Origin of the sequence: Deinococcus marmoris DSM 12784 (genome assembly GCF_000701405.1) — a bacterium.
Classification (GTDB): Bacteria; Deinococcota; Deinococci; order Deinococcales; family Deinococcaceae; genus Deinococcus; species Deinococcus marmoris.
This window is the reverse complement of the sequence record NZ_JNIV01000075.1, coordinates 1-21844: the sequence shown is the minus strand read 5'-3', so window position 1 is coordinate 21844 and position 21844 is coordinate 1. Positions and strand designations below refer to the sequence as shown.

Below are 21844 nucleotides of genomic sequence, written 5' to 3'. Positions count from 1 at the left end.
CTGGCGTATCAAAGGGTGATGGCCGCTTTCGCTCGCAGTGTGGGTGCGAGTGAGCAGCACTGCGTGCTGGTCGTTGAAGACGGTGCAGGCTTTCATGTCCCTCCGCTGGAGGGACATCCCCCCGGCATTCAGACCATCACCATGCCCGCGTACTCACCAGAACTGCAACCTGTAGAGCGCCTGTGGGACCTCACCGACGCCACGGTTGCCAACCGCTGGTTTGAAACGATGGATGACTTCACCGATACCCTGGGCCAGCAGTGTGCCTGGCTCGAAACCCAGCCGAACCTCCTCTCCCAGCAGACCCTCTTTCACTGGTGGCCTCTGTCAAGAAATTAATCGGAGTCCGTATGAGGAGGCAGGGGGGGGTCACCCCCCAACGCCTGATCCAACAGTGAGAGAAATGCACGGGCAGCCTGAATGCAAGCGGGACTCCATTCGGGCGGGCGGCTGTCAGGGTGTAAGCATGTTCAATCAAAATAAACTGAAACGGCCCGCCGCCTCTTTCGCCGCCGCTGTTGGCCTCAGTCTCGCGCTGAGTGCCTGTGGGGGCGGAGGAACCGTCACGCCCGAACCCGATCCCGATCCCAAGCCCCCGGAACAGGTGGGGCTGATCAAGGGGCTGATCACACCGTTCAAGGCGGGTGACGCTTCGAGTGTCAGTGCGGGAGCAGAGAACGATAAGGATGAAGCGATTGCAACGGCACCTGTCGATACAGACGGCAAGTTCGATCTCGGTCTGCCCAAGTCTGACGTTATGGCAGCAAGCTTCAACGATAAGCTAGTCAAGCCCGCCGACGTGTTTGGCTGTACTGCCAAAGAAACTGAAAGTATCAGTGCGCCGGATAATATGCTCTTATTGCCAATCGCCGATCTCAAAACTAATAAGTTTCAATCAATTATTACTGAGGCCGATTCAAGTAATCCAATCTATAACTACAAAGCTTGGTGGTTCTCAAATACCGACGGAACATTCAGATTCAAGGGAAACTGCCAAGAATTAGCCGTCGGTAGTCCGATAGATACTACCCTTATTCTAAAGAAGGGTTGGAATGTCATTGACACATATCTTGACTTTGGCAAGAGCCAGAAATACACAGTTACATCACAGCCTACGACCTATCTTCCCTGGAAATTGGCAACAGCCTCCGCCAGCAGCCTCAGCCTAAATGCACAAAACGTTGTAATGTCGAAAAACTTCTTCACGCCCTGGAAGAACCTTCCCCAGTACCGCAACCGCTAAATCTACCCAGACAGCAAAAACCCCCGCACTTAAGCGGGGGCTTTTCTCTTGGCTCGGCAGGTAGGGGTCGAACCTACGACCATTCGATTAACAGTCGAACGCTCTGCCACTGAGCTACTGCCGAACAGGGGTCCTTCTCGCGGTGGCGGGCCGTTTCCGGCGCGAAAAGGATAGTACCATCCCCCCCCAGAACACGCAAGCCCCAGCCAAACGGCGTAGGCCGGGGCCGCCTGTCTCAGACCAGTTCCGCCTGCGCTTCCTGCTCCCGGCGGAATTGCAACTCGTAGAGATCACGGTACAGGCCGCCCTGGGCCAGCAGTTCGGCGTGGGTGCCGTCCTCCACCACTTCCCCGGTGTTCATCACCAGAATGCGGTCTGCATTACGGATGGTACTCAGGCGGTGGGCGATCACGAACGTCGTGCGGTGCTGCATCAGGCGTTCCAGCGCGGTCTGCACCAGATATTCCGATTCATTGTCCAGCGCGCTGGTGGCCTCGTCCAGAATCAGGATGCGCGGGTCTTTCAGGATCGCACGGGCGATGGCGACGCGCTGGCGCTGACCGCCCGACAGCTTGACGCCGCGCTCACCCACCACCGTCTCATAGCCGTGTTCAAAGGCGCGGATGAAGTCGTCGGCGTTGGCCGCCTTCGCGGCGGCCTCGACTTCCTGCGGTGAGGCATCGGGGCGGCCATACAGGATGTTCTCGCGCACCGTGCCGGAGAACAGCAGTGTCTCCTGCGGCACAAGCCCCACCTGGGCGCGCAGGTCCTCCAGCGGGTACTCGCGGATGTCCTGGCCGTCCACGCGAAGGGAACCGCCCGTCACGTCCCAGAAGCGCGGAATCAGGTTGACGAAGGTGGTCTTGCCCGCGCCGCTGGGGCCGACCAGGGCGACAACCTGCCCGGCGGGAACGTCCACATTGATGTGACGCAGGACCGCCGCACCGTCAAACTTGGACTCCCCATCATAAGTAAAGCTCACGTCACGGAATTCCACGCGGCCCTCGGCGCGGGCCAGGGGCAGCGGCGTGGCGGGAGCAGGCAGATCGGTGCGCTCGTCCATCAGCTCGAAGATGCGGCTGGACGCGCCCAACGCCTCCTGAAACTGGTTGAAGATGCCGGTCAGCGCGGCCACCGTGCCGCCCACTTGCAGGGCGTAGATCAGGAAGGTGACCAGATTGCCGGGGGTCATGCTGCCGGTCATGACCTGCCGCCCGCCGTACCACAGCACCACGGCCAATGCCCCGAAGGTCAGGAAACTCATGACGCCGCCCATCAGGGCCTGCAAGCGGGCGCGGCGCAGGGCGGCCAGAAAGCTGACCATGATGCCCTGGCCGTAGCGGTGACGTTCCACGCCCTCGGCGGTAAAACTCTGGACCACGCGCACGCCGCTGATGGCTTCCTCGGCGTTGGCGTTGGCGGCAGCCACGGCGTCCTGCACCTCGCGGCTGACCTTGCGGATGCGCCGCCCGATGAACACAGCGGTCCCGATGATCAGCGGAATTACGGCCAGGGTCAGCAGGCTGAGTTTGAAACTGGTCAGGATCAGCAGGATCACGGCCCCGATCAGACTGACCGACTGCGCCGCGAGTTGCGCCAGCGCCGTGCTGGTCACGGTCTGCACGGTGCCCACATCGGCGGTCAGGCGGCTGGTCAGGTCACCCGTCTTGTGGTCCCCGAAAAAGCGCGGCGAGAGCGTCAGCAGATGCGAGAACAACGAGCGCCGCAGGTCCGCCACCACGCCCGCCCCCACCCGCGAGAGCAGATACGACTGCGCCGCCCCGAACAGCGAGGACAGCGCAAAGATGCCCAGCAGCAGCAGCACGGTGCGGTCCAGCGGCCCGGTGTCGGTGCTGCCCACCTTGAGGAACGAGGCGTCGATCAGCCGTCCGAACAGCAGCGGAAAGACCAGGCTCAGGCCGCTGGAGACCAGGGTGGCCAGCGCGCCCAGAATGAAGATGCCCCGGTAGGGTCTGGCATAGGCCAGCAGCCGGATGAGTTGCCGGGGATCGCGCTTGGGACGGGGCGCGTCGGGGTCACGGGTAGAGGTGGGACGGCCAGGGCGCGAGAACATGGGTTCAGGGTACGCCTGCGTGCGGGGTCAGATGGCCGTAAAGATGACCGAGCTTGCCATGAACGCCGCCAAGCTTAAACTGGCGCATGACCATCGGTGAACATCTGACGGAATTTGGCGGCTTTCAGGTTACGCAGTGGGAGCCGGGGCAGCCGCTGGGCGACCCCGCCACCACCATCCACCGCATTGCCGTGGATTACGACGACGAGACGGAATGGACCGACAAGTTCCGGGCGTTTCTGGCGCTGCCAGGGGTGGAGGCCAGCCAGGGCCTCGTGGTGGGGCTGTGGACCGATGAAAGTATGGACGGTGTGCCCGACGAGGTCATCGAGGCATTGGTGGCCGCCCACACGCAGCTTTCCAACATCAGGGTTCTCTTTATCGGTGACATCACTTACGAGGAAAACGAGGTGTCGTGGATCACGCAGGGCGACCTCTCCCCCATTCTGGCCGCCTACCCGCAGTTGACGCATCTGGGCGTGCGCGGCGGCAACGGCCTGAGCCTGGGCCAGATTAAACTGCCAGAGCTGCGCGAACTGATCGTCCAGGCGGGCGGCCTGAGCGCCGAGGTCGTGCGCGAGGTGGTCACTGCCGACCTGCCCCGGCTGGAACATCTGGAACTGTATCTGGGCACCGAGGATTACGGGGCGACGAGTGCCGCCGACGACCTGACGCCGCTGCTGGACGGCTCGCGCTTTCCAGTCCTGAGGTATCTGGGGGTCAAGAACAGCGAGCATCAGGACGAGATTGCGCAGATGTTCGCCCACGCGCCAATCCTGGACCAGCTTGAAGTGCTGGACCTGTCGCTGGGCACCCTGACCGACGAGGGCGCGGCGGCGTTGCTGGACAGCGAGCGCGTCAGAACGCTGAAGAAACTGGTCCTCACCCACCACTTCTGCACCGAGGGAATGATGGAAAAGCTTGGGGCGCTGCCCATCGAGGTGGACACCTCCGATCATCAGGACGACGAGGACGACTGGCGGTTCGTGGCCCTGGGGGAATGAACCCGGCACACCTTTCAACCAGACTGCCGCCCCGCGATGTGCTGCTGATCGCCCCGCCCGATGGCCGACGCGCCCGCGCTTTCGGGGCCACGTTAGAGAGCCTGGACTGGCCCCCGGCGCGGGTGCTGTCGTATCTGGATTTGATGACAGGTCGGGTCCATCTGGCGGATGAGGTTCGCCCCGGCAGCGTCGTGCGCTTCGAGTCGCCGGGCGAGGATATTCAGACCGAGCTGGCGCTGATCGAACTGGGCGGCGGGCAGCCCGTGGACATTGAGGCAGGCGAACTTGCGCCGTCGCGGGCGTGGTACGCGGGCTTCAGTCAGGTTTTGCGGGAGCTGGACGCTCAGTTGCAGGGTGCGCCGCCCCACACCCGGATGCAAAACACGGCCCACATCCTGACCATGTTCGACAAACCCGCCACCCACGCGCTTTTACAGGCGGCAGGCGTGCCAGTGCCAGACGCGCTACCGGACGTTCAATCATTCGACGAGCTGATGCACGCGGCGAAGGAACGCGGCTGGTCACGGCTGTTCGTCAAGCTGGCCTACGGCTCCAGCGGTTCGGGCATCGTGGCGTTGCAGTGGGCTGGGCAAAGGGTCAGCGCCATAACCACCGTGCGTCAGGAAGGCGGGCGGCTGTTCAACTCGCGGCGGCTGATCAAACTGGAGGACTGGGCGGAGATCGAGGCGCTGATCGACGCGCTGGCCCCGCACCGCCTGCATGTGGAACGCTGGCTCCCGAAAGCCAACTTTGGCGGCGGCACCATCGATCTGCGCGTGGTGGTCATCGGCGGGCGGGCGCAGCACGCGCTGGTGAGGGCGTCACGCGGGCCGATCACCAATCTGCATCTGGGGAATGAACGGGGCGACATCGAGGCGCTGAAAGCTGAGCTGGGCGCGGAACGCTGGGCCGAGGTGGGCCGCACCGCCGAGGCTGCCCTCGCCGCCTTTCCTGGCGCACTCTACGGCGGCGTGGACCTGCTGCTGACGCCGGGATGGAAGCGACAGGCGGTGCTGGAGGTCAACGCGTTTGGCGACTACCACCGGGGCGTGCTGGTGGACGGACGGGACACCTACGCGGCGGAGTTGCTGGCGCTGGAGGTGCGGAATGCTCGACGCGCGTGAGCTGATCGGACGCTGCGACGTGGCCCTGATCACACTGGACAGCCTGCGTTACGACGTGGCCGTGGCCGCGCTGGAGGCGGGCGAGACTCCGAATCTGGCCGCCCTTCTGCCCGGCGGCGTGTGGGAGGAGCGGCACACGCCCGGCAGCTTCACCTATGCCGCGCACCAAGCCTTTCTATCGGGCTTTCTACCCACGCCCGCGCGTCCGGGACGGCATCCGCGCCTGTTTGCCGCCGCCTTCGAGGGCAGCCGCAGCACCTCGCCGCAGACCCTGACCTTCGAGGAAGCGACGTTGCCTGCCGCCCTGGCTGCACGCGGATACCACACCGTCTGCGTGGGCGGCGTGGGCTTCTTCAACGGGCGCTCGGCGCTGGGCAGTGCGCTGCCTTCCCTGTTCGCGGAGACGCACTGGTCCCCGGCCAGCGGCGTGAAAAACCCGGATTCGGCAGACGTGCAGATGCGTGTGGCGGCGGAAGCATCGCGCGCCGTCCCATCTGAGCAACGGGCTTTTTTGCTGCTGAACGTGGCGGCGACCCACACGCCCACGCATTTCTATGTGCCGGGCGCGCGGCAGGATTCGCCGGAAACGCAACGGGCGGCCCTGCGAACGGTAGATGCCGCCCTTCCCATCCTGCTGGACGCCCTGCGCGCACGCGGCGACACCCTCCTGATCATCTGCGCCGATCACGGCACCTGCTTCGGAGAGGATGGCTACCACGGCCACCGCCTCGCGCATCCGCTGGTGTGGACGGTGCCATACGCAGAACTGGTTTTAGGGGAAACTGAAGCATGACCGCCACCCTGCCCCCCGCACTGTCCGAACTGCTCCGGGGCGGCCCGTACCAGAGCTACACCTACGGCTACCCGCACAAAACCGCGTACCGTCCGCTGACCGAAGCTGTGCCGCTGCGCGACGCCTGGACCGCCGAGAACCGCGACTCGCTGTTCCTCTATCTGCACATTCCCTTCTGCGAGATGCGCTGCGGCTTTTGCAACCTGTTCACCGTCGCCAACGCCCCGGTCAGCCTGGAGCGGGCGTATCTGGACGCACTGGAACGGCAGATGGAAGTGGTGCGGGACGCGCTGGACGGGACCACCTTCTCGCGTCTCGCCATCGGCGGCGGCACACCCACCTATCTGGAGGCGAGTGAGCTGGAACGGGTCTTTGACCTGCTGGACACGCATTTCGGCGTGGCCGGACTCCCTGCCAGCGTGGAAACCTCGCCCGCCACCACCACGCCGGAGCGATTGCGCGTGCTGGCCGAGCGGGGCGTGTCCCGCGTCAGCATCGGCATCCAGAGCTTTCTGGAATCCGAGGTCCGGGGCGTGGGCCGCGCCCAGAGCAACGCGGAGGTCTTCGCCGCGCTGGACAGCATCCGCGCCGCCGGGCTGCCGGGGCTGAACATCGACCTGATCTACGGCCTGGCGCACCAGACACCGCAGACGTGGCTGGATTCGCTGGAAACGGCGCTGACGTGGACGCCGGAGGAACTGTTCCTGTATCCGCTGTATGTGCGCCCACTCACCGGAATCGGGCGACTGGGACGCACCTGGGACGACGAGCGGCTGGAGCTGTACCGGCTGGGGCGCGATTTCCTGCTGTCGCGCGGGTATGTGCAGACCTCCATGCGCCGTTTTCAGAAGGCCAGCCTGCCGCTGGAATCCGAGCCGGAGTACACCTGCCAACTGGACGGCATGGTGGGCCTGGGCTGCGGGGCGCGGTCCTACACACGGCATCTGCACTATTCCAGCGAGTACGCCGTGGGCCGCGTGGGCGTGCGCGAGATCATTCAGGATTTCGTGGAGCAGCCTGCCGAACGGTTCGGTCAGATCACGCACGGCATCCATTTAAGCGCAGACGAGCGGCGACGCAGATATGCCCTGCAATCGCTCCTGCACATCTCCGGGCTGAATCTGAGCGCTTACCGTCAGGAGTTCGGGAGCGACTCGCTGACCGACTTTCCGCAGCTTGCAACGCTGCCGGATACGGACCTCGCCCGCCTGCAAACCGGAATCCTGACCCTGACCCCTGCTGGCCTGGAGCAGTCCGACGCGCTGGGGCCGTGGCTGTACTCGCCCGCCGTGAGGAAGTTGAGCGAGGAGTACGAGTGGAGCTAGACCACCTGAGCGTGATCTACCGGGGACCGCTCTCAAGCTGCAATTACGCCTGTCCCTACTGCCCCTTCGCCAAGCACACCGAGACGGCGGCGGAACACGCGGCGGACGCGCGGGCGCTGGCCCGGTTCGTGGCCTGGGCAGAGGCGCAACCGTTTGATCTCTCCGTCTTCTTTACCCCCTGGGGCGAGGCACTGGTCAGGCCGCGCTATCAACAGGCATTGGCGCGGCTGAGCCGCCTGCCGCACGTCCGTCAGCTCGCCATTCAGACCAATCTGTCCGGCTCCCTGAAATGGCTGGAGGATGCGGATAAATCCAGGATCGGTCTATGGGCCACCTATCATCCCGGCGAGGTGGGGCAGGACCGTTTCCTGGCCCGCTGCACCGAACTGGATGCCCGTGGCGTGCGCTACAGCGTGGGCGTGGTGGGCAAGAAGGGGCATTTTGAAGATATCGAGGCGATGCGCGCTGCCCTGCCCACGCACGTCTACCTGTGGATCAATGCCTTCAAGGTGGGCGCGGGTTATTACTCGGCGCACGATCTGGCCCGGCTGGGCGCGGTGGACCCACTGTTTGAGGTCAACACCCGCCGCTACCGCACGCGCGGGCTGCCATGCGGCGCGGGCGAGACGGTCATCAGCGTGGAGGGCGACGGCACCGCCCGCCGTTGCCACTTCATCGAGCGGCCCATCGGCAACATCTACACCCAGGACGTGCGCGAACTGCTGCGCCCTCGCCCCTGCTCCCGTGCAAGCTGCGAGTGCCACATCGGCTACGTGCATCTGAGCGAACTGGACGCGGCGCAGGTGTACGGCGACGGCCTGCTGGCGCGCATTCCTGATCCGGCGGTGTGGGCGGACAGGGAGAGGCTGGAGGCGTATCTGGCGCGGGCGCGGGGGGTGGGAAAAACCCCTCTCGTTCCGAGCTGTACCAGCCACCCGCCGCTACGCGGCACCCTCTCCCCTGCGGAGAGGGTCAGAAACTGACGGATTGATCGTTTCCGGCCCTGCCAGAGCGGAAATAAAACTCCCCTCTCCGTAGCGGAGAGGGGTTGGGGGTGAGGGGTCCCCTATGCCTCGATCACCGGCTGATACAGCCCCGCGTCGTCAAACCCCGCCAGCCACGCCGACGCAGCCTGGGCGCGGGTGATCGTGGGCGGCACACGCAGGGTGTAGCGCCGCCCGGTAGACGGGCAGCCCACGCACACCGCCACGAACGGCTCGTCGTCGGGCAGGTCCACACGCACCAGGGTGCGCTCGCCGCCCGCATCCGTGTCGCGGTCCAGCACGGTTGCGCCCACTTCCTCCAGAAAGCGCTCGGAGCCGATGCGCTCCATCATCACGCGGCGGACCTCGGCGTTGGGCTGGGCCAGGATTTCCGCGCCAGAGATGGTTTCGGGGGCAAAGGCCAGCCGCTCGTCCACGCGCACGCCGCGCCAGCGCAGGGCGGGAATCGATCCGGCAGGCAAGACGGTCAGACCGCTGCCCGCCACGTCCAGCCAGCCACTGACGCGCAGACCCGGCGGCAACTCCGTGATGCCCCGACAGCCGGAAATGTCCAGTTGCGCCACCTGCGTCAGCCAGCCCGGCAATTCGCGCAGGCTCAGGCAGTCGCGGGCCGACAGGTGGCCGAAGCGGACCTGGGCGTGCGTGGGCCAGCCAGCCAATGCCTCGCAGCGGTTGATGTTCAGGAAGCAGACGTCCAGCCCCTCGGGCAGCGCTTCCAGCGAGAGGCAGTCCTGCAAGTTCAGCGAGCCGACAGTCAACCCCTGGGGCAACGTTTGCAGGCGAGAACAGCCGTCCAGGGTCAGGCGAAACTGCACGCGCAGGCTGGCCGGAACGCCCATCAGGGGCAGGTTGCGGGCGATCAGTTCGCCCACATGCAGGTCTTCGGGCAATTCGCTCAGCCCCGTGTCGCTGATGTCCAGGGTGTCGCCGCTCAGGCCAGCGGGCAGGCGACGTAGCCCCTTCTGACCAGACAGATCAAGCCGTCCACGGAACTTCAGCGGCCCCTGCGCCTCGCCGCTTAACAGCAGTTGCCGCGCCTCGGCGGCGTTCAACACCTGTGGCATCAGTCCAGCACCCGGCGAATCGCTTCGGGGCTGTATTCGCGCTGCATCCACACCTTGTAAAAGCCGCGCGGCAGCGTGATGGTGGCGTGTTCCTCGTGGATCAGATCGGCGCTGTCGGCCAGCACCTGCACGTAGGTGTCTGCGCCTGCCGAGTACAGTTGCACCGCCGCAGCCTCGGCAAAACGGTGGCTGTGGCCAGTGACCTCGCCGCGCGCCAGCGTGACGCCGGGGCGGGAGTGGGCTTCGGGCAAGGAAGAAACGCTTTGGACGAGAACATCACCGTGTCGGTAGAGCATGGGAAACCTCCTGAGCAGATTGAATGGGCTATACTTATTACGTTAATAGCATAACAGAATGCGAGGGTTATGGCAACCCTGGGAACAATTCAGGGCACCCATATCCGGCGGCGAGGGGACGAGGACTTGCACTCAACGCTGCGCCGCCCTCACGTTTTCTTGCCCCTTCGGAACCGGCCCTGGCGATTGGGGGGTACACTGGCGGGTGATGACTGATCTTTCCCCCCTCCGTCGCCTGCACCGCGTCCAGGAACTTGACCTGGGCCTTGACCGTCTGCGCGACGAGGAACAGAATTTCCCCGATGACCTGCGGGCCGCCCGCGCCGAGCAGGGCCGCCTCAACAACGATCTGGAAGACACCGAGATCACCCTGGAAGGCGTGGATAAGCGCGTGCGCCAGCAGGAGCAGGACCTGGGCGGCACCCGCGAACAGATGGCCCGCGCCGCCGAGGAGCAGGAGAAGAACGCCTTCGACGCCCGCGCCCAGAGCCAGTACGGCAGCCGCATCCAGCAACTCGGCGAGCGCGCCGACGAGATGGAGGAAGACCTGGTGCCCCTGCGCGAGCGTCAGCGCGAACTGAACGAACGGGCCGCCGATCTGCGCGCCCAGCACCGCGCCCTGCGCCCCAGCCTGAACACGATGGAAGAGAAGGACGAGGCCCGGATCGAGGACCTGCGCGCCCAGGGTGAGGCAGACCGCCAGGAACGCGCCGGGCTGGTCAGTGACCTGGACACCCGCACCGTGCGCGAGTACGACATGATCCGCAAGGCCAAGAAGGGCTTGGGCGTGGTGGAGATCAGGGGCGGTCGCTGCACCGGCTGCAACGTGGTGTTGCCCATCAATGTGCAGCAGAAAGCCGCGCTGGGCAAGTTGCCTCCCGTGAAATGCCCGTCCTGCGGACGCTTCCTGATCCGGCTGGATCTGGAGTCGGCGGAGTAAAGGAAGCGCGGTCAGTTCGGCTGATCCCCCCCTAAAATCCTGCCTCCCCGAACACCGCCCTGATCTCCCCTTTGCCCAGGCCCGATCCCAGCAGCGTCAGCAGCAGGATGCGGGCCTTGTAGGCATTTAAAAAACTGGCAGGAATGGCCCCGGCTTTCACCAGCGTCGCGCCGCCGCCCGCGTAGCCGTAGATCGGCAGCACCGGACCGGCATGGGTGCGGGTGGCGATGATCACCGGCTGCTGGGTGGCGGCGATCAGGGGCAGCAACTCGGCGGGCAGGTTGCCCGTTCCCAGGGCAGCGATCACGATGCCGTCGGCGTCTACCTGCGCCCCGGCGTAGCCCTCGCCGCGCCAGCCCGCGTAGGCGTACAGGATGTCCACGTGGGCATTCAGGCTGCCGGGCGCATAGGTGCGGCGCTGTTCAGGGGTGGCGAAGAACCGGACATGCGCCGTGTCCACTGTTCCATTGCTGGTGCGGTCAATCCGCCCAATGGGGCCGGGATAGCCGCCGAACGCGTCGACGGCGGTGGTATGCACCTTGGTCACGGTACGGGCGTCGAAGATGTCGCCGCCGAAGACCACCAGCGGACCGCGTCCGGTACTCTGCGGATTCAGGGCTACCCCGGCGGCGTCCAGTAGGTTGGCCGGGCCGTCCCAGGACACCTCTCCCGCGTGCCGCATACTGCCAGTCAGGACGACGGGCGTGGGCGTATCCAGCAGCAGATGCAAGGCGAAAGCCGTTTCCTCCAGCGTGTCGGTGCCGTGCGTCACGACAATTCCATCATGTTGGGTTGCAAGCTGCCGGATCAGGTGCGCCAGCTCCAGCATATGCGCGGGCGTGATGTGCGGGCTGGGCAGGTTGAAGGGATGGAAGTCGTGGACCTCCACGTCCGCCAGACCCGGCACGCTGGGGGCCTGCTGGGGGGTCAGGCCGCGCCCGTCGGGGCTGGGACGACTGGCGATGGTGCCGCCGGTATGGATCACGGCGAGACGCTTGCCGGGACGCTGCACGGTGGAAGGCGGCACAGTGGAACGTTGCATACGGGGCATTGTGGGGCCTGACGCGGGCCGGAACGCCACACATCTGACCAGCCGCCTCCCAAACGGGGGGGCTTGCACTACACTGGCCTAAAGGTGAAATGGAATGACTGCATATAGACGTCCGCTGGACGTGGTGATCCTTGCGGCGGGTCAGGGAACCCGCATGAATTCGGCCCTCCCCAAGGTGCTGCACCCTGTGGCGGGCCGCCCGATGGTAGCGTGGGCCGTGAAGGCGGCGCGCGAACTGGGCGCACGAAACGTCGTGGTGGTGACCGGGCACGGCGCAGAAAAAGTAGAGGCGGCACTGGGGGGGCAGGGTGTCGTTTTCGCCCGCCAGGAACAGCGGCTGGGCACCGGTCACGCCTTCATCTGCGGCATTGACGTGCTGGCCGATTCGCTTCAGGGCAATGGCCATGAAGACGCGGACGTGCTGGTCCTGTACGGTGACACGCCCCTGCTGCGCTCCGGGACGCTGGAAGCCATGCTGGAAGACCACCGCGCGCGCGGCAGCGCCCTGACCATCCTGACCGGAGAACTGCCGGACGCCACTGGCTACGGGCGCATCATCCGCGACGCGCAGGGCGACGTGGTGCGCATCGTGGAGCAAAAAGACGCCACACCCGAAGAAGAGGCGGTGGGCGAGTTCAACAGCGGCGTGTACCTGATGGATTCGCGGGCGGGCGAACTGGCCCACCGCATCGGCAACGACAACGCGGCGGGCGAGTATTACCTTACCGATCTGCTGGGTCTGTACCGGGCCGAGGGCGAGGCCGCTCACGCTTTCAAGCTGGGTGACCCCGACGAGGTGATGGGCGCAAACGACCGCACTGGTCTGGCCGAACTGGAGGCCATCCTGCGCCGCCGTACCAACGCTGCCCACATGCGCGCGGGCGTGACCCTGCAAGACCCCGAGCGCATCAGCATTGAGGACAGCGTGCAGATTGCGCGTGACGTGACCCTGGAACCCGGCGTGATCCTGCGCGGGCAGACGGTGCTGGCAGGGGGCGTCACCATCGGCGCGTACAGCATCATTACCGACAGCGTGCTGGAGGCGGGCGTGGTGGTCAAGCCCCACAGCGTGCTGGAAGGCGCACACGTCGGCGCGGGCAGCGATGTGGGGCCGTTTGCCCGCCTGCGCCCCGGCAGCGTGCTGGGCGCGGGCGTGCATATCGGCAACTTCGTGGAGACCAAAAACGCCCGCTTGGACGCCGGGGTCAAGGCCGGGCATCTGGCCTACCTGGGTGACGTGCAGATCGGCGCGGAAACCAACGTCGGCGCGGGAACGATTGTCGCCAACTACGACGGCATCAACAAGCATCCCAGCGTGATCGGCGCGGGCGTCTTCATCGGCAGCAACAGCACGATCATCGCGCCGCGCACGGTGGGCGACGCCGCCTTTATCGCCGCCGGAAGCGCCGTGCATGACGACATCCCCGAGGGCGCAATGGCCGTCGCCCGTGGCAAGCAGCGCAACATCGAGGGCTGGTCACGGCGCTACTGGGGCGGCATGAAGGAGAAGGTGCAGAAGAAGCTGCCGTGGCTGGCAGGCTGGCTGGAACGACAGGGGTGACAACAAAAGAGAGGGGGCCAGTGACGCGAATCACGGCCCCCTCGCCTCTTCAACCGGGCTTCAGCGTGAGCGCAGGGTCGTCTGCGTGGCGCTCATGAACTCCGCGCGGGTGCGGGGATCATCCCGGAAGATGCCGCGCATGGCGCTGGTGGTCGTCGATGAGTTCTGCTTCTGCACGCCGCGCATCGCCATGCACAGGTGCGTGCCTTCCATCAGCACGGCCACGCCCTTGGGGGCCAGCAGTTCCACCACGGCGTCGGCCAGTTGGGTGGTAATGCGCTCCTGCACCTGCAAACGCCGGGCGTACAGGTCCACGATGCGCGCGAACTTGCTCAGGCCCAGGATCTTGCCGTCGGGGATGTAAGCGACATGCGCCCGCCCATAAAACGGCAGCATATGGTGTTCGCACATGGAATAGAACTCGATGTCCTTGACGATCACCATCTCGCTGCCCTCGGCCTCGAAGACGGCGTTTCCGGCAGCTTCCTCCAGCGTCATGCGGTAGCCGTCGGTCAGGAAGTTCCAGGCTTTGGCAACGCGGTGGGGGGTTTTGAGCAGGCCCTCGCGCTGGGGGTCTTCACCCACCGCCGAGAGCCACTGCTCGGTCAGGGCGCTCAGGCCGGGCAATTCCAGTTCTTCTTGCATGAATGGATCGGCAGCGATGTGGACATCAGGGGCGTTCGTGGTCATCGGAGAAGTATGCCTCTGTATGAGAGGGGTTGAACGTAACTTAGGGCCAAAAGTAAAGAGGCCGCCCCCGAATCCCGGCAGGCGGCCTCTCCCCTACTTGCTTTAGCTGCGGCTCTTGTACCGTTCCAGCAATTCGGCCTTCAGATCATCAAAACTGACGCCCTTGCGCTCCTTGTGACCGTCCGGCCAGCGTTCGCGGGTGCTGACCTCGCGGGCCTCCTGCTCCTTGTCTCCCACCACCAGAATCATGGGAATCTTAGACAGTTCGGCGTTGCGGACCTTGGCCTGCATGCGGTTGGAGGTGTCGTCCACCTCGGCACGCAGCCCGGCCTTGTGTAGCTCGGCGCGCAGTTCCTCGGCGTAGGCGTTGTGGCGGTCCGCGATGGGCACAATGGCGATCTGACGCGGGGCCAGCCACAGCGGGAAATCCCCGGCGTAATGCTCGATCAGGATGCCCACGAAGCGCTCCAGGCTGCCGAAGGGGGCGCGGTGAATCATGACCGGGCGGTGGTCCTGGCCGTCCTCGCCCACATACGAGATGTCGAAACGCTCGGGCAGGTTGTAATCCACCTGAATGGTCCCCAGTTGCCACTCGCGGCCCAGCACGTCCTTGACCACGAAGTCCAGCTTGGGGCCGTAAAAGGCGGCGTCCCCCGGCTCAATGCTGTAGGGCAGGCCAACTTCTTCCACCGCCTGAATAATCTGATCCTCGGCCAGTTGCCAGTTCGCGGCGTCGCCCACGTACTTTTCATCTGCGGGGTCACGGGTGCCCACGCGGAAGCGCACGTCGTTCATGCCGAAGGTTCGCAGCACCAGCACCGTCAGATCCAGCACGTCTAGGAACTCTTTCTTGAGCTGATCTGGGCGGCAGAAGATATGGGCGTCGTCCTGCGTGAAGCCGCGCACCCGCGTCAGGCCGTTCAGCTCGCCGGACTGCTCGTAGCGGTAGACCGTGCCGAACTCGGCCAGACGCACGGGCAGATCGCGGTAACTGCGCGGCTTGCTGTCATAGATGCGGACGTGGTGCGGGCAGTTCATCGGCTTGAGCATGTACTGCTCGTCGTCCACCGTGATCGGCGAGAAGTTGCTGTCCGAATAGTTTTGATAGTGGCCGGAAGTTTTGTACAGCTCCAGATTGCCGATGTTCGGCGTGATCACACCTTGATAGCCGCGCTGGAACTGCTGCTCTTTGAGGAACGCGGCCAGTTCCTCGCGCAGCACCGTGCCGTTGGGCAGCCACAGCGGCAGGCCCTTACCCACCAGCGGGTCAATCGTGAACAGTTCCAGCTCGCGGCCCAACTTGCGGTGATCGCGCCTCTTGGCCTCTTCCAGCCGCTCCATATACTCGTCCAGCTCTTTCTGGGTGGCGAAGGCCACGCCGTACACCCGCTGCAAGATCGGGTTCTTCTCGTTGCCGCGCCAGTACGCGCCCGAGGTAGAGGTCAGCTTGAAGGCGGTGGGCAGCTTGCCGGTGCTGGGGAAGTGCGGCCCCCGGCACAGGTCCACGTACTCGCCCTGCGTGTAGAAGGTGATCGGCTCGTCGTCGGGCAGGGCGGAAATCAGCTCCACCTTATACGGATCGAAGCCAAACTGTTCCAGCGCCTGCGCCTTGCTGACCTCGCTGCGGGTGATGTCAAGACCCCGCCCGATGATCTCGCGCATGATCTTCTCGATCTCGGGCAGTTCTTCCTCGCTCAGCGGTTCGGGCAGATCGAAATCCTGGTAGAAGCCGTTCTCGATGCTGGGGCCGACGCCGCGCTTGACTGCTTCACGCGGGTGGCCCTTGCGCTCGTAATACTCGCCCACGGCCTGACTCATGGCGTGGCCCAGCGAATGCCGGAAAACGCTCTGGGCCTGCCCCGGATTTTTCTTGGTGATCAGGGTGATCTCTGCGCCTTCAGGCAAGGGCGTTTGCAAATCGGTCAGCACGCCGTTGGCGGTGGCGGCGAGGGCGTCCTGGGCCAGCCGGGGGCCAATGGCCTGAGCGGCGTCCAGCGCGGTTGCGCCCTGCTTCAATTCCAACTGTTTTCCATCGGGTAAAAAAACGTGCATAGGTTTAACTCCTTGAATTCAACACAACAAAGCCCGGTCTGGCCGCGAGGTCAGCACAACGCCTGAAAACCGATAAAGGCTTTCAGGCGCGTGGAGTTCGCGTGTTCAGACCGGGCCGCTGGGGCATTCGCCGCCACACGGCTGCCATCACCAGACCGGAGTGATGGGCGCGTGACTTCATGTGTTCAGGATAGCGGGTTGTGGGCGGGAGGGGCAAGCCGGAGCCGGGGCCACAGGTGGGGAAGTTCAACTCGTCTGCCTCTGCCCTCAACCCTCAGTTCTACCTTCAGCCCCCAGTCCATACACCCGCCGTGCGTTGGCGTCCGTCATGCGCTCCAGCACCTCGGCGGGCATCTCGCGCAGGCCAGCGATGAAATCCAGCGTGTGGCGCACGTAGCCGGGCCGGTTGGGCTTACCGCGCTTGGGCACCGGGGCCAGAAACGGCGCGTCGGTTTCCAGCAGCATCCGCTCCAGGGGCAGGGTGCGGGCGGCGGCGTGAATCTCGTGGGCGTTCTTGTAGGTGGTGTTGCCCGCGAGGCCAAAGAAGGTGTGTTCGCCGCGCTCCAGGCCAAAGCGCAGCAATTTGGGGTGGCCGCTGAAACAGTGCAGGATGACGGGCACGTCTGGCCAGCCACGCAGCACGTCCATGACGCCCCGGTGGGCGCTGTCTTCGCCCTGCTTGTCACGGGTGTGGATCACCAGCGGTTTGCCCAGCCGCCCCGCCAGATCCAGTTGCCATTCAAAAGCGCTGCGCTGCGCGGCCCGTTTCGTGTCGTCCCAGTAGTCGTCCAGCCCGCTCTCCCCTATGCCCACCACGCGCGGATTCCGGGCCAGTTCTTCCAGCTCACGCCGGGCCTCCGGGCTGTCCTCTTCGGTGTCGGTGGGGTGCAGGCCCACGGTGGCGTACACGTCGGGAAACTGTTCGGCTAAAGCGACGGCATTGCGGGCGTGTTCGGGACTCGCGCCGATACAGACCATGCCCGTCAGCCTCAGCTCGCCGCGTGCGGAATTGGGGTCTTCCAGGTAATCGAGGTGGCAGTGGGTGTCGATCATGCAAGACAGGGTAAGCGGTATGAGTGGGGCGGCCCCAGCCTGCACCGCTGTGCCCCCGCCGTCCCCCACCGCACCCATCCCAGGCCCACCACTCTCATGAGGGCCGGACGCTAGAGTGCCGACGTGCAGAAAACGGGCCTCTACGCGCTACTGGCGATCCTTGCCTTCGCCCTGATCTTCGCCTTCTTACCGGGCGCAGACAGGGGCGGGGCCAAGACGGACGCCACCTTGCAGGGCGTTGAACTGCGCCTGTTCCCATCTCGCGACGCGGACGCCGTCTGGAGCTTTTCGGCGCAGAACGTCAGCAGCGATCCGGTCTCCAACGAAACGGTGCTGACCGGAATTTCCGGCGGCAAGCGGGTCATCAAGGAGCGCGACGCAGCGGGCAAGCTGACGGGCCGCGAAGTGCTGGACGCCACGCTGGATGCGCCAGACCTGACCATCGACGGGCAGGACGACATGACCACGGTTAAGGCCAGCGTCAGGCTAGTCAAGGAGTGTGCGGACATCGTGATGAAAGGGACGCCAGAAAATCCAGTCAAGATCGAGCAGGGCTACGGTTTTATCGCGCCGGTGGCCGATATCACCTCGCCCCTGATGGATGCCCACGCCGAGAAATTACGAATGTCGTTCCAGTTTGATTTGGACGACATGGACAACGACACTTCCTCAACCACCATCAATACCGAGGCCGAGGAAATCTGCGAAAACGGAAAACTGGTGCCCAGAGCCAAAAGCTAAACCTGAGCCGTCAACTTCCGAACCAACCTCTTTTAAAGCACTCCAAGGAGTCCCACCATGAAACGAATTTCCCTGATGATCGGCCTGCTGGGCCTGACCGCGCTGGCCCAGACCGCAACGTCACAGACCGCCTCCAACCCCAACCGCATTGTGAAAATTCAGGGTGGAGCGCGCGGCAATGTCCGCACCGGACCGCTGACCTACAGCGGCAATCCGGTCAAGGCCACCGTCAGCACCCTCCAGATCGAGTCCGCGCAGGCCACGCTGGCAGCCCCCAGCGGGATTTCTCTGCTGGACGCCGAGGGCAAGCGCACCGCCAACTTCACCGGCAACGTGAAGGTGGAGCGCGGACGCCTGAGCGCGTCGGGCAGCGCCCTGGCCTACAGCGAGGCCACCGGGCAGGGCGTCCTGAGCGGCGGCCCCAGCGCCACCTTCGTGCCCGAGGACAGGGAAGACGGCGACAAGGTCAGCATCAACGCCTCGCAGATGAGCCTGGATGTGGACAACAACGTTTCCACCAGCACCGGGGGCGTGCGCCTGACCAACGGCAACCAGACCGGACGGGCCGACAAGCTGATCTTCGACGAGGACAAGGAGCTGGCCCAGATGACCGGCAACCCCAGCCTGACCCGCGCCGCAAAAGGCAACCAGAAGGAGCTGACCATCACGGGTCAGGAAGTCCGCGCGCTGACCAAGACCAAGACGCTGTACGTGTCCGGCGGCGTCAAGCTGGTGCAGGGAACGCAGACCACCACGGGCAACGCGGTGTACTACGACGACCGCAAGAACGTGGCTTACGTGGTGGGCAGCGCGGTCAGCGTGGACAGCAAGAGCAAGGTCACCGTGCGCGCCCCGGCCAGCGGCTACCTGGAACAGCGCACCGATCTGGCCCGAGTGCGCGCCCTGAACTCGGCGTACAAAATCCCAACCGAACAGTTCAAGCTGAGCGGCGAGAAGTAAACTGAGGCTTATGCGGAGGTTTCGGCTGAAGTTTCGGCTCAGGGTGGCACTGGCTGTGGGCGCGGCATTGCCCGTGTGGGTGCTGGCGCAGGACGCGACGCCAGCGACTCCAACGCCCGCCGTGCCTCCTGCCCAGACGCAGCCGCAGCAGACGCCCGCACCTGCCGCCGATCCAGCCGCCCCGGAGCAGACCACCCCCCCCGAAACTGACACGCCAGAAGCGGAGCCGGGCGCAGAAAACGCCAGCCTGGATCTGGTCCGCAAGAGTGAAGGTGACGGCAAGGAACGCCGCATCCGCATCGTGCGGACGGGCACCAGCGACGACACCGGCATCTTCGCCACATGCAGCCCGCAGGAGGATGACCCGGAGGACGCCCCCAATCTGGCGGTGTTCAGCGAGACCGGGCCAGGGGGCGTGCGGATCACCATCGACAAGAACGTGATCCGTGTGCCGCTGGCGGTGGTCACGCAGCAGCAGCCCAAGGAGGGTCAGGACGGCAGCGACGGACGGGTAGAGGCCAGCGCCGGAACCGCCCGCTATCTGGATGATGTTCCCGCCGACGCCACCGCCCGCCTGACCCGCTGCGGCGTGGAGGCCACCCCAAAACCCGCCCCCGACACCGTGTTCGTGACCCAGGGCAAGACCGAATTGCAGGGCCAGAAACTGGTCTACGACGAGACGGACGGCATTGCCCGCATCGACGGCCCGGTGACCTTCAGGCGGGCCAACGACACGGACCCGCTGACCGGCAGCAGCGAGCGTATCGAGGTCAATGTGGACGACGAGAAAACCACGCTGGTGGGCAACGTGGTCCTGAACAGCGAGGGCGGGCGCGTCAGCCGGGCCGGGCGCGTGGAGTACGACGACGCGGCGAATCTGGCCCGATTGATCGGCACGCCGGAGCAGCCCGCCGTGAGCGTCAAGGGCGGCGACACCCTGCGCGCCGGAACGATCCTGTACGACCTGGAGAAGAACGAGGTCTACGCGGTCAAGGCCGAGGGCGGCACCATCACCGGGGAATTCGTGGAAGAGGGGGACACGCCTGGGGGTGTTCCAGCGGGTGCCCCGGCCACAGCTCCCGGCACACGCCCGCTCCCACCGCCCAATCCCTCGGAAGATCCCAACGCTTCCCCGCTCAATCCTTCAGGCCCAACTTCGCCTTAGAGGCCCGAAGCACCGCCGCACTGCGTTCCAGTGCGGCTTTTTCGTCTTTGGTCAGCTTCGGCATCACGCTGGCCTCGATCCCTCCCGCCGCCACGATGCGCGGCAGGCTGAGGCTGACGCCGAATTCGGGGGTGGGCGCGCTGACGGTCAGCACGGCGCGGCGGTCTCCCAGCACCCGCTCGGCAATCCGCGCCAGCGCCGCGCCGATGCCGTAATAAGTGGCCCGCTTGCCGCCAATGATGCTGGCGGCGGCGTCACGCGTGCCCGTCTCGATCTCGGCGCGGATTTCGGGGGTCCAGGGCAGGCCGCGCGCCGCCATGAACTCGGCCACCGGCAGCCCGGCCACCGTGGCGCTGCTCCAGGCGATCACCTCGCTGTCGCCGTGTTCGCCCAGCACGTAGCCGTGGACGTTGGTGGCGTCCACCCCGGCCCGCTGCGCGATCAGCCAGCGCAACCGGGCGCTGTCCAGCACCGTGCCGGACCCCATCACCGCGTGTTCGGGGGCCAGATGGACCGCCAGATCGGTCAGCGCGTCCACCGGGTTGGTGGCGATCAGCAGCACCGCGCCTGGGGCACACGCGGCCACCTGCGGGATGACCTGCCGGAAGATCTCAGCATTCTTTTCCAGCAACTCGGTGCGGCCCTCGCCGGGCTTCTGGTTGGCCCCGGCGGCGATTAAAACCAGCTTGCTGCCCTGTAGCGCCGCGTAATCGCCGCTGCTGACGCGGACCCCGTGGCTAATGGGCGCGGCGTGGGCGATGTCCTGGGCCTCGGCCTGCGCCCGGCTCTCATCCTGATCCACCAGCACGATCTCACTGCATGAATCGCGCAGGGTCATGGCATAGGCGGCGGTGGCCCCCACCAGCCCCGCGCCGACGACACCTACCTTCATAGGTGGCCCTTCAAGAGCGGCTATCCGGCAGGCGCACGGTCAGGACTGGGATGGGGCTGCGGCCCACGATCTTCTCGGCGCTGCTGCCGATGAAGAAATGCTCCAGCATCCCCTGCGAGTGCGTGCCCACCACGATCAGGTCCGCGCCCCAGCGGGCGGCGGCTTCCACGATGCCCGTCACCGGATCGCCCACCAGTTGCTCGGTTTCCTCACCCTCCTGCATGATCGAGGCCAGCCGCCTAGCATCGGCATCTTCCAGCGAGTTGAGCAGCCCGGCGTCGAATACGGCGGGGGTCACGCCGCCCATCAGGTCCGGCGAGGTGGTCACGCGGGCGTCCGTGACGTGCAGCAACCGAATCTGCGCGCCGGGAAAGCGGGAGCGGGCCAGTGCCAGCGCGTTCTGGCTGGAGGGCGAGAAATCCACGCCCACGGCGATCTTGGCAAAACCAGTCGATGTCATAGGCCCCAAACTACGCGCGTGGGCAGGCAACAGGCAAGATGAAGAGGGTGAAGGTCGGCCTCATGCGGTTGGTGGATTTGATGGGTATGACTCTCCGAGAGGAAGCGCAGATGGAATTTGGTTCTGGGGTTGCCCTGCCCGCTTGACCCCTCCGCCCCTCCGGGGCACCTCCCCTTAGAAGGGAGGCAAGCGTTGCAGAATTGCCCGTCTAGTAGCGCACTCCTGGCTCCCTTTGAGGGGAGCTGGCTGCGAAGCAGACTTAGTTCGACTTTGTCCATTTTTTCAGGCGGCGCTGAGAGAAATCTCAGCGCCGCCTGAAACCATTTGGAGATGTTCAAAGTCCCAAAATGGT

20 protein-coding genes, 1 tRNA gene and 1 pseudogene are annotated in these 21844 nt (G+C 65.3%); 12 read left to right on the top strand and 10 right to left on the bottom strand.

The window, feature by feature from the left end; translation table 11 throughout:
• Positions 1-339 (top strand): annotated as a pseudogene (locus Q319_RS0116330) (hypothetical protein); the annotation flags it as partial.
• A gap of 127 nt (positions 340-466) precedes the next feature.
• Positions 467-1243 carry a hypothetical protein gene (locus tag Q319_RS0116325; RefSeq protein WP_029483533.1) on the top strand — a complete coding sequence of 259 codons (777 nt, stop codon included), beginning with the start codon at positions 467-469 and terminating at the stop codon, positions 1241-1243.
• A 49-nt stretch (positions 1244-1292) separates the two neighbouring features.
• On the opposite strand, the gene Q319_RS0116320 is transcribed toward Q319_RS0116325, so the two are convergent.
• Positions 1293-1367 (bottom strand) — tRNA-Asn (locus tag Q319_RS0116320).
• A 111-nt stretch (positions 1368-1478) separates the two neighbouring features.
• The gene (locus tag Q319_RS0116315; protein WP_029483532.1) at positions 1479-3317 is read right to left on the bottom strand and encodes an ABC transporter ATP-binding protein; all 1839 of its coding nucleotides are present in this window, start codon (positions 3315-3317) and stop codon (positions 1479-1481) included.
• An 86-nt stretch (positions 3318-3403) separates the two neighbouring features.
• Between Q319_RS0116315 and Q319_RS0116310 the strand changes: the two genes are divergently transcribed.
• The 5 genes from Q319_RS0116310 to Q319_RS0116290 are packed head-to-tail and all read left to right on the top strand — an operon-like array spanning position 3404 to position 8546.
• On the top strand, positions 3404-4321 hold the full coding sequence (locus Q319_RS0116310; protein WP_029483531.1) for an STM4015 family protein: 918 nt from the start codon (positions 3404-3406) through the stop codon (positions 4319-4321).
• Complete coding sequence (locus Q319_RS0116305) at positions 4318-5445, top strand: STM4014 family protein (RefSeq protein WP_029483530.1); 1128 nt, start codon at positions 4318-4320, stop codon at positions 5443-5445. Before Q319_RS0116310 ends, Q319_RS0116305 begins: the two co-directional genes overlap by 4 nt.
• Positions 5429-6238, top strand: a complete 810-nt coding sequence (locus Q319_RS0116300) for an STM4013/SEN3800 family hydrolase (protein WP_029483529.1) — start codon at positions 5429-5431, stop codon at positions 6236-6238. Before Q319_RS0116305 ends, Q319_RS0116300 begins: the two co-directional genes overlap by 17 nt.
• Positions 6235-7563 carry an STM4012 family radical SAM protein gene (locus tag Q319_RS0116295; RefSeq protein WP_029483528.1) on the top strand — a complete coding sequence of 443 codons (1329 nt, stop codon included), beginning with the start codon at positions 6235-6237 and terminating at the stop codon, positions 7561-7563. The genes Q319_RS0116300 and Q319_RS0116295 overlap by 4 nt, the downstream gene beginning before the upstream one ends.
• A complete protein-coding gene (locus Q319_RS0116290) occupies positions 7554-8546 on the top strand; it encodes an STM4011 family radical SAM protein (protein ID WP_211252381.1) in 993 nt (330 codons plus the stop codon). Before Q319_RS0116295 ends, Q319_RS0116290 begins: the two co-directional genes overlap by 10 nt.
• 83 nt (positions 8547-8629) lie before the next feature.
• Here the strand turns inward: Q319_RS0116290 and Q319_RS25695 are convergent, their stop codons facing one another.
• Positions 8630-9631 carry a DUF6745 domain-containing protein gene (locus Q319_RS25695; RefSeq protein WP_051655480.1) on the bottom strand — a complete coding sequence of 334 codons (1002 nt, stop codon included), beginning with the start codon at positions 9629-9631 and terminating at the stop codon, positions 8630-8632.
• Positions 9631-9927: a hypothetical protein gene (locus Q319_RS0116280; protein ID WP_029483525.1), complete on the bottom strand. Its 297-nt coding sequence runs from the start codon at positions 9925-9927 to the stop codon at positions 9631-9633. Before Q319_RS0116280 ends, Q319_RS25695 begins: the two co-directional genes overlap by 1 nt.
• A 208-nt stretch (positions 9928-10135) precedes the next feature.
• Here Q319_RS0116280 and Q319_RS0116275 point away from each other — a divergent pair, with 208 nt between their 5' ends.
• Complete coding sequence (locus Q319_RS0116275) at positions 10136-10867, top strand: zinc ribbon domain-containing protein (RefSeq protein WP_029483524.1); 732 nt, start codon at positions 10136-10138, stop codon at positions 10865-10867.
• A 31-nt stretch (positions 10868-10898) separates the two neighbouring features.
• Here the strand turns inward: Q319_RS0116275 and Q319_RS0116270 are convergent, their stop codons facing one another.
• Positions 10899-11909, bottom strand: a complete 1011-nt coding sequence (locus Q319_RS0116270) for an asparaginase (protein WP_051655479.1) — start codon at positions 11907-11909, stop codon at positions 10899-10901.
• A gap of 103 nt (positions 11910-12012) precedes the next feature.
• On the opposite strand from Q319_RS0116270, the gene glmU reads away from it, so the two are divergent.
• Positions 12013-13479, top strand: coding sequence for a bifunctional UDP-N-acetylglucosamine diphosphorylase/glucosamine-1-phosphate N-acetyltransferase GlmU (glmU, locus tag Q319_RS0116265; RefSeq protein ID WP_029483522.1), 1467 nt, complete (start codon positions 12013-12015; stop codon positions 13477-13479).
• A 60-nt stretch (positions 13480-13539) separates the two neighbouring features.
• On the opposite strand, the gene folE is transcribed toward glmU, so the two are convergent.
• From folE to Q319_RS0116250, 3 genes are all read right to left on the bottom strand, one after another.
• Positions 13540-14169, bottom strand: coding sequence for a GTP cyclohydrolase I FolE (gene folE / locus Q319_RS0116260; RefSeq protein WP_029483521.1), 630 nt, complete (start codon positions 14167-14169; stop codon positions 13540-13542).
• A gap of 102 nt (positions 14170-14271) precedes the next feature.
• Positions 14272-16221, bottom strand: a complete 1950-nt coding sequence (thrS, locus tag Q319_RS0116255; RefSeq protein ID WP_029483520.1) for a threonine--tRNA ligase — start codon at positions 16219-16221, stop codon at positions 14272-14274.
• 267 nt (positions 16222-16488) lie between these two features.
• Positions 16489-17274, bottom strand: coding sequence for a TatD family hydrolase (locus Q319_RS0116250; RefSeq protein ID WP_029483519.1), 786 nt, complete (start codon positions 17272-17274; stop codon positions 16489-16491).
• A gap of 123 nt (positions 17275-17397) precedes the next feature.
• Here Q319_RS0116250 and Q319_RS0116245 point away from each other — a divergent pair, with 123 nt between their 5' ends.
• From Q319_RS0116245 to Q319_RS0116235, 3 genes are read left to right on the top strand one after another with little or no spacing between them, the layout of a single operon-like run.
• Positions 17398-18015, top strand: a complete 618-nt coding sequence (locus Q319_RS0116245; RefSeq protein WP_029483518.1) for a hypothetical protein — start codon at positions 17398-17400, stop codon at positions 18013-18015.
• 57 nt (positions 18016-18072) lie between these two features.
• Positions 18073-18975 carry an LptA/OstA family protein gene (locus tag Q319_RS0116240; protein ID WP_029483517.1) on the top strand — a complete coding sequence of 301 codons (903 nt, stop codon included), beginning with the start codon at positions 18073-18075 and terminating at the stop codon, positions 18973-18975.
• A gap of 10 nt (positions 18976-18985) precedes the next feature.
• Positions 18986-20140 (top strand): LptA/OstA family protein, encoded by a 1155-nt coding sequence (locus tag Q319_RS0116235; RefSeq protein ID WP_029483516.1) that lies wholly within the window; start codon positions 18986-18988, stop codon positions 20138-20140.
• Here the strand turns inward: Q319_RS0116235 and Q319_RS0116230 are convergent.
• Positions 20112-21032 carry an L-lactate dehydrogenase gene (locus Q319_RS0116230; RefSeq protein ID WP_029483515.1) on the bottom strand — a complete coding sequence of 307 codons (921 nt, stop codon included), beginning with the start codon at positions 21030-21032 and terminating at the stop codon, positions 20112-20114. The genes Q319_RS0116235 and Q319_RS0116230 overlap by 29 nt on opposite strands.
• A 10-nt stretch (positions 21033-21042) precedes the next feature.
• Entirely contained in the window at positions 21043-21492 is a 450-nt protein-coding gene (locus tag Q319_RS0116225; RefSeq protein ID WP_034415478.1) for a universal stress protein, read from the bottom strand.
• Between the last annotated feature and the right edge of the window lie 352 nt (positions 21493-21844).

Coding starts and splice junctions, on each gene's coding strand:
- Q319_RS0116225 (WP_034415478.1), bottom strand. CDS start 21,492: ATGACATCGACTGGTTTTGCCAAGATCGCCGTGGGCGTGGATTTCTCG.
- Q319_RS0116280 (WP_029483525.1), bottom strand. CDS start 9,927: ATGCTCTACCGACACGGTGATGTTCTCGTCCAAAGCGTTTCTTCCTTG.
- Q319_RS0116315 (WP_029483532.1), bottom strand. CDS start 3,317: ATGTTCTCGCGCCCTGGCCGTCCCACCTCTACCCGTGACCCCGACGCG.
- Q319_RS0116300 (WP_029483529.1), top strand. CDS start 5,429: ATGCTCGACGCGCGTGAGCTGATCGGACGCTGCGACGTGGCCCTGATC.
- Q319_RS0116250 (WP_029483519.1), bottom strand. CDS start 17,274: ATGATCGACACCCACTGCCACCTCGATTACCTGGAAGACCCCAATTCC.
- Q319_RS0116235 (WP_029483516.1), top strand. CDS start 18,986: ATGCGGAGGTTTCGGCTGAAGTTTCGGCTCAGGGTGGCACTGGCTGTG.
- Q319_RS0116310 (WP_029483531.1), top strand. CDS start 3,404: ATGACCATCGGTGAACATCTGACGGAATTTGGCGGCTTTCAGGTTACG.
- Q319_RS0116325 (WP_029483533.1), top strand. CDS start 467: ATGTTCAATCAAAATAAACTGAAACGGCCCGCCGCCTCTTTCGCCGCC.
- Q319_RS0116295 (WP_029483528.1), top strand. CDS start 6,235: ATGACCGCCACCCTGCCCCCCGCACTGTCCGAACTGCTCCGGGGCGGC.
- Q319_RS0116275 (WP_029483524.1), top strand. CDS start 10,136: ATGACTGATCTTTCCCCCCTCCGTCGCCTGCACCGCGTCCAGGAACTT.
- Q319_RS0116270 (WP_051655479.1), bottom strand. CDS start 11,909: ATGCAACGTTCCACTGTGCCGCCTTCCACCGTGCAGCGTCCCGGCAAG.
- Q319_RS0116230 (WP_029483515.1), bottom strand. CDS start 21,032: ATGAAGGTAGGTGTCGTCGGCGCGGGGCTGGTGGGGGCCACCGCCGCC.
- Q319_RS0116240 (WP_029483517.1), top strand. CDS start 18,073: ATGAAACGAATTTCCCTGATGATCGGCCTGCTGGGCCTGACCGCGCTG.
- Q319_RS0116305 (WP_029483530.1), top strand. CDS start 4,318: ATGAACCCGGCACACCTTTCAACCAGACTGCCGCCCCGCGATGTGCTG.
- Q319_RS25695 (WP_051655480.1), bottom strand. CDS start 9,631: ATGCCACAGGTGTTGAACGCCGCCGAGGCGCGGCAACTGCTGTTAAGC.
- glmU (WP_029483522.1), top strand. CDS start 12,013: ATGACTGCATATAGACGTCCGCTGGACGTGGTGATCCTTGCGGCGGGT.
- thrS (WP_029483520.1), bottom strand. CDS start 16,221: ATGCACGTTTTTTTACCCGATGGAAAACAGTTGGAATTGAAGCAGGGC.
- folE (WP_029483521.1), bottom strand. CDS start 14,169: ATGACCACGAACGCCCCTGATGTCCACATCGCTGCCGATCCATTCATG.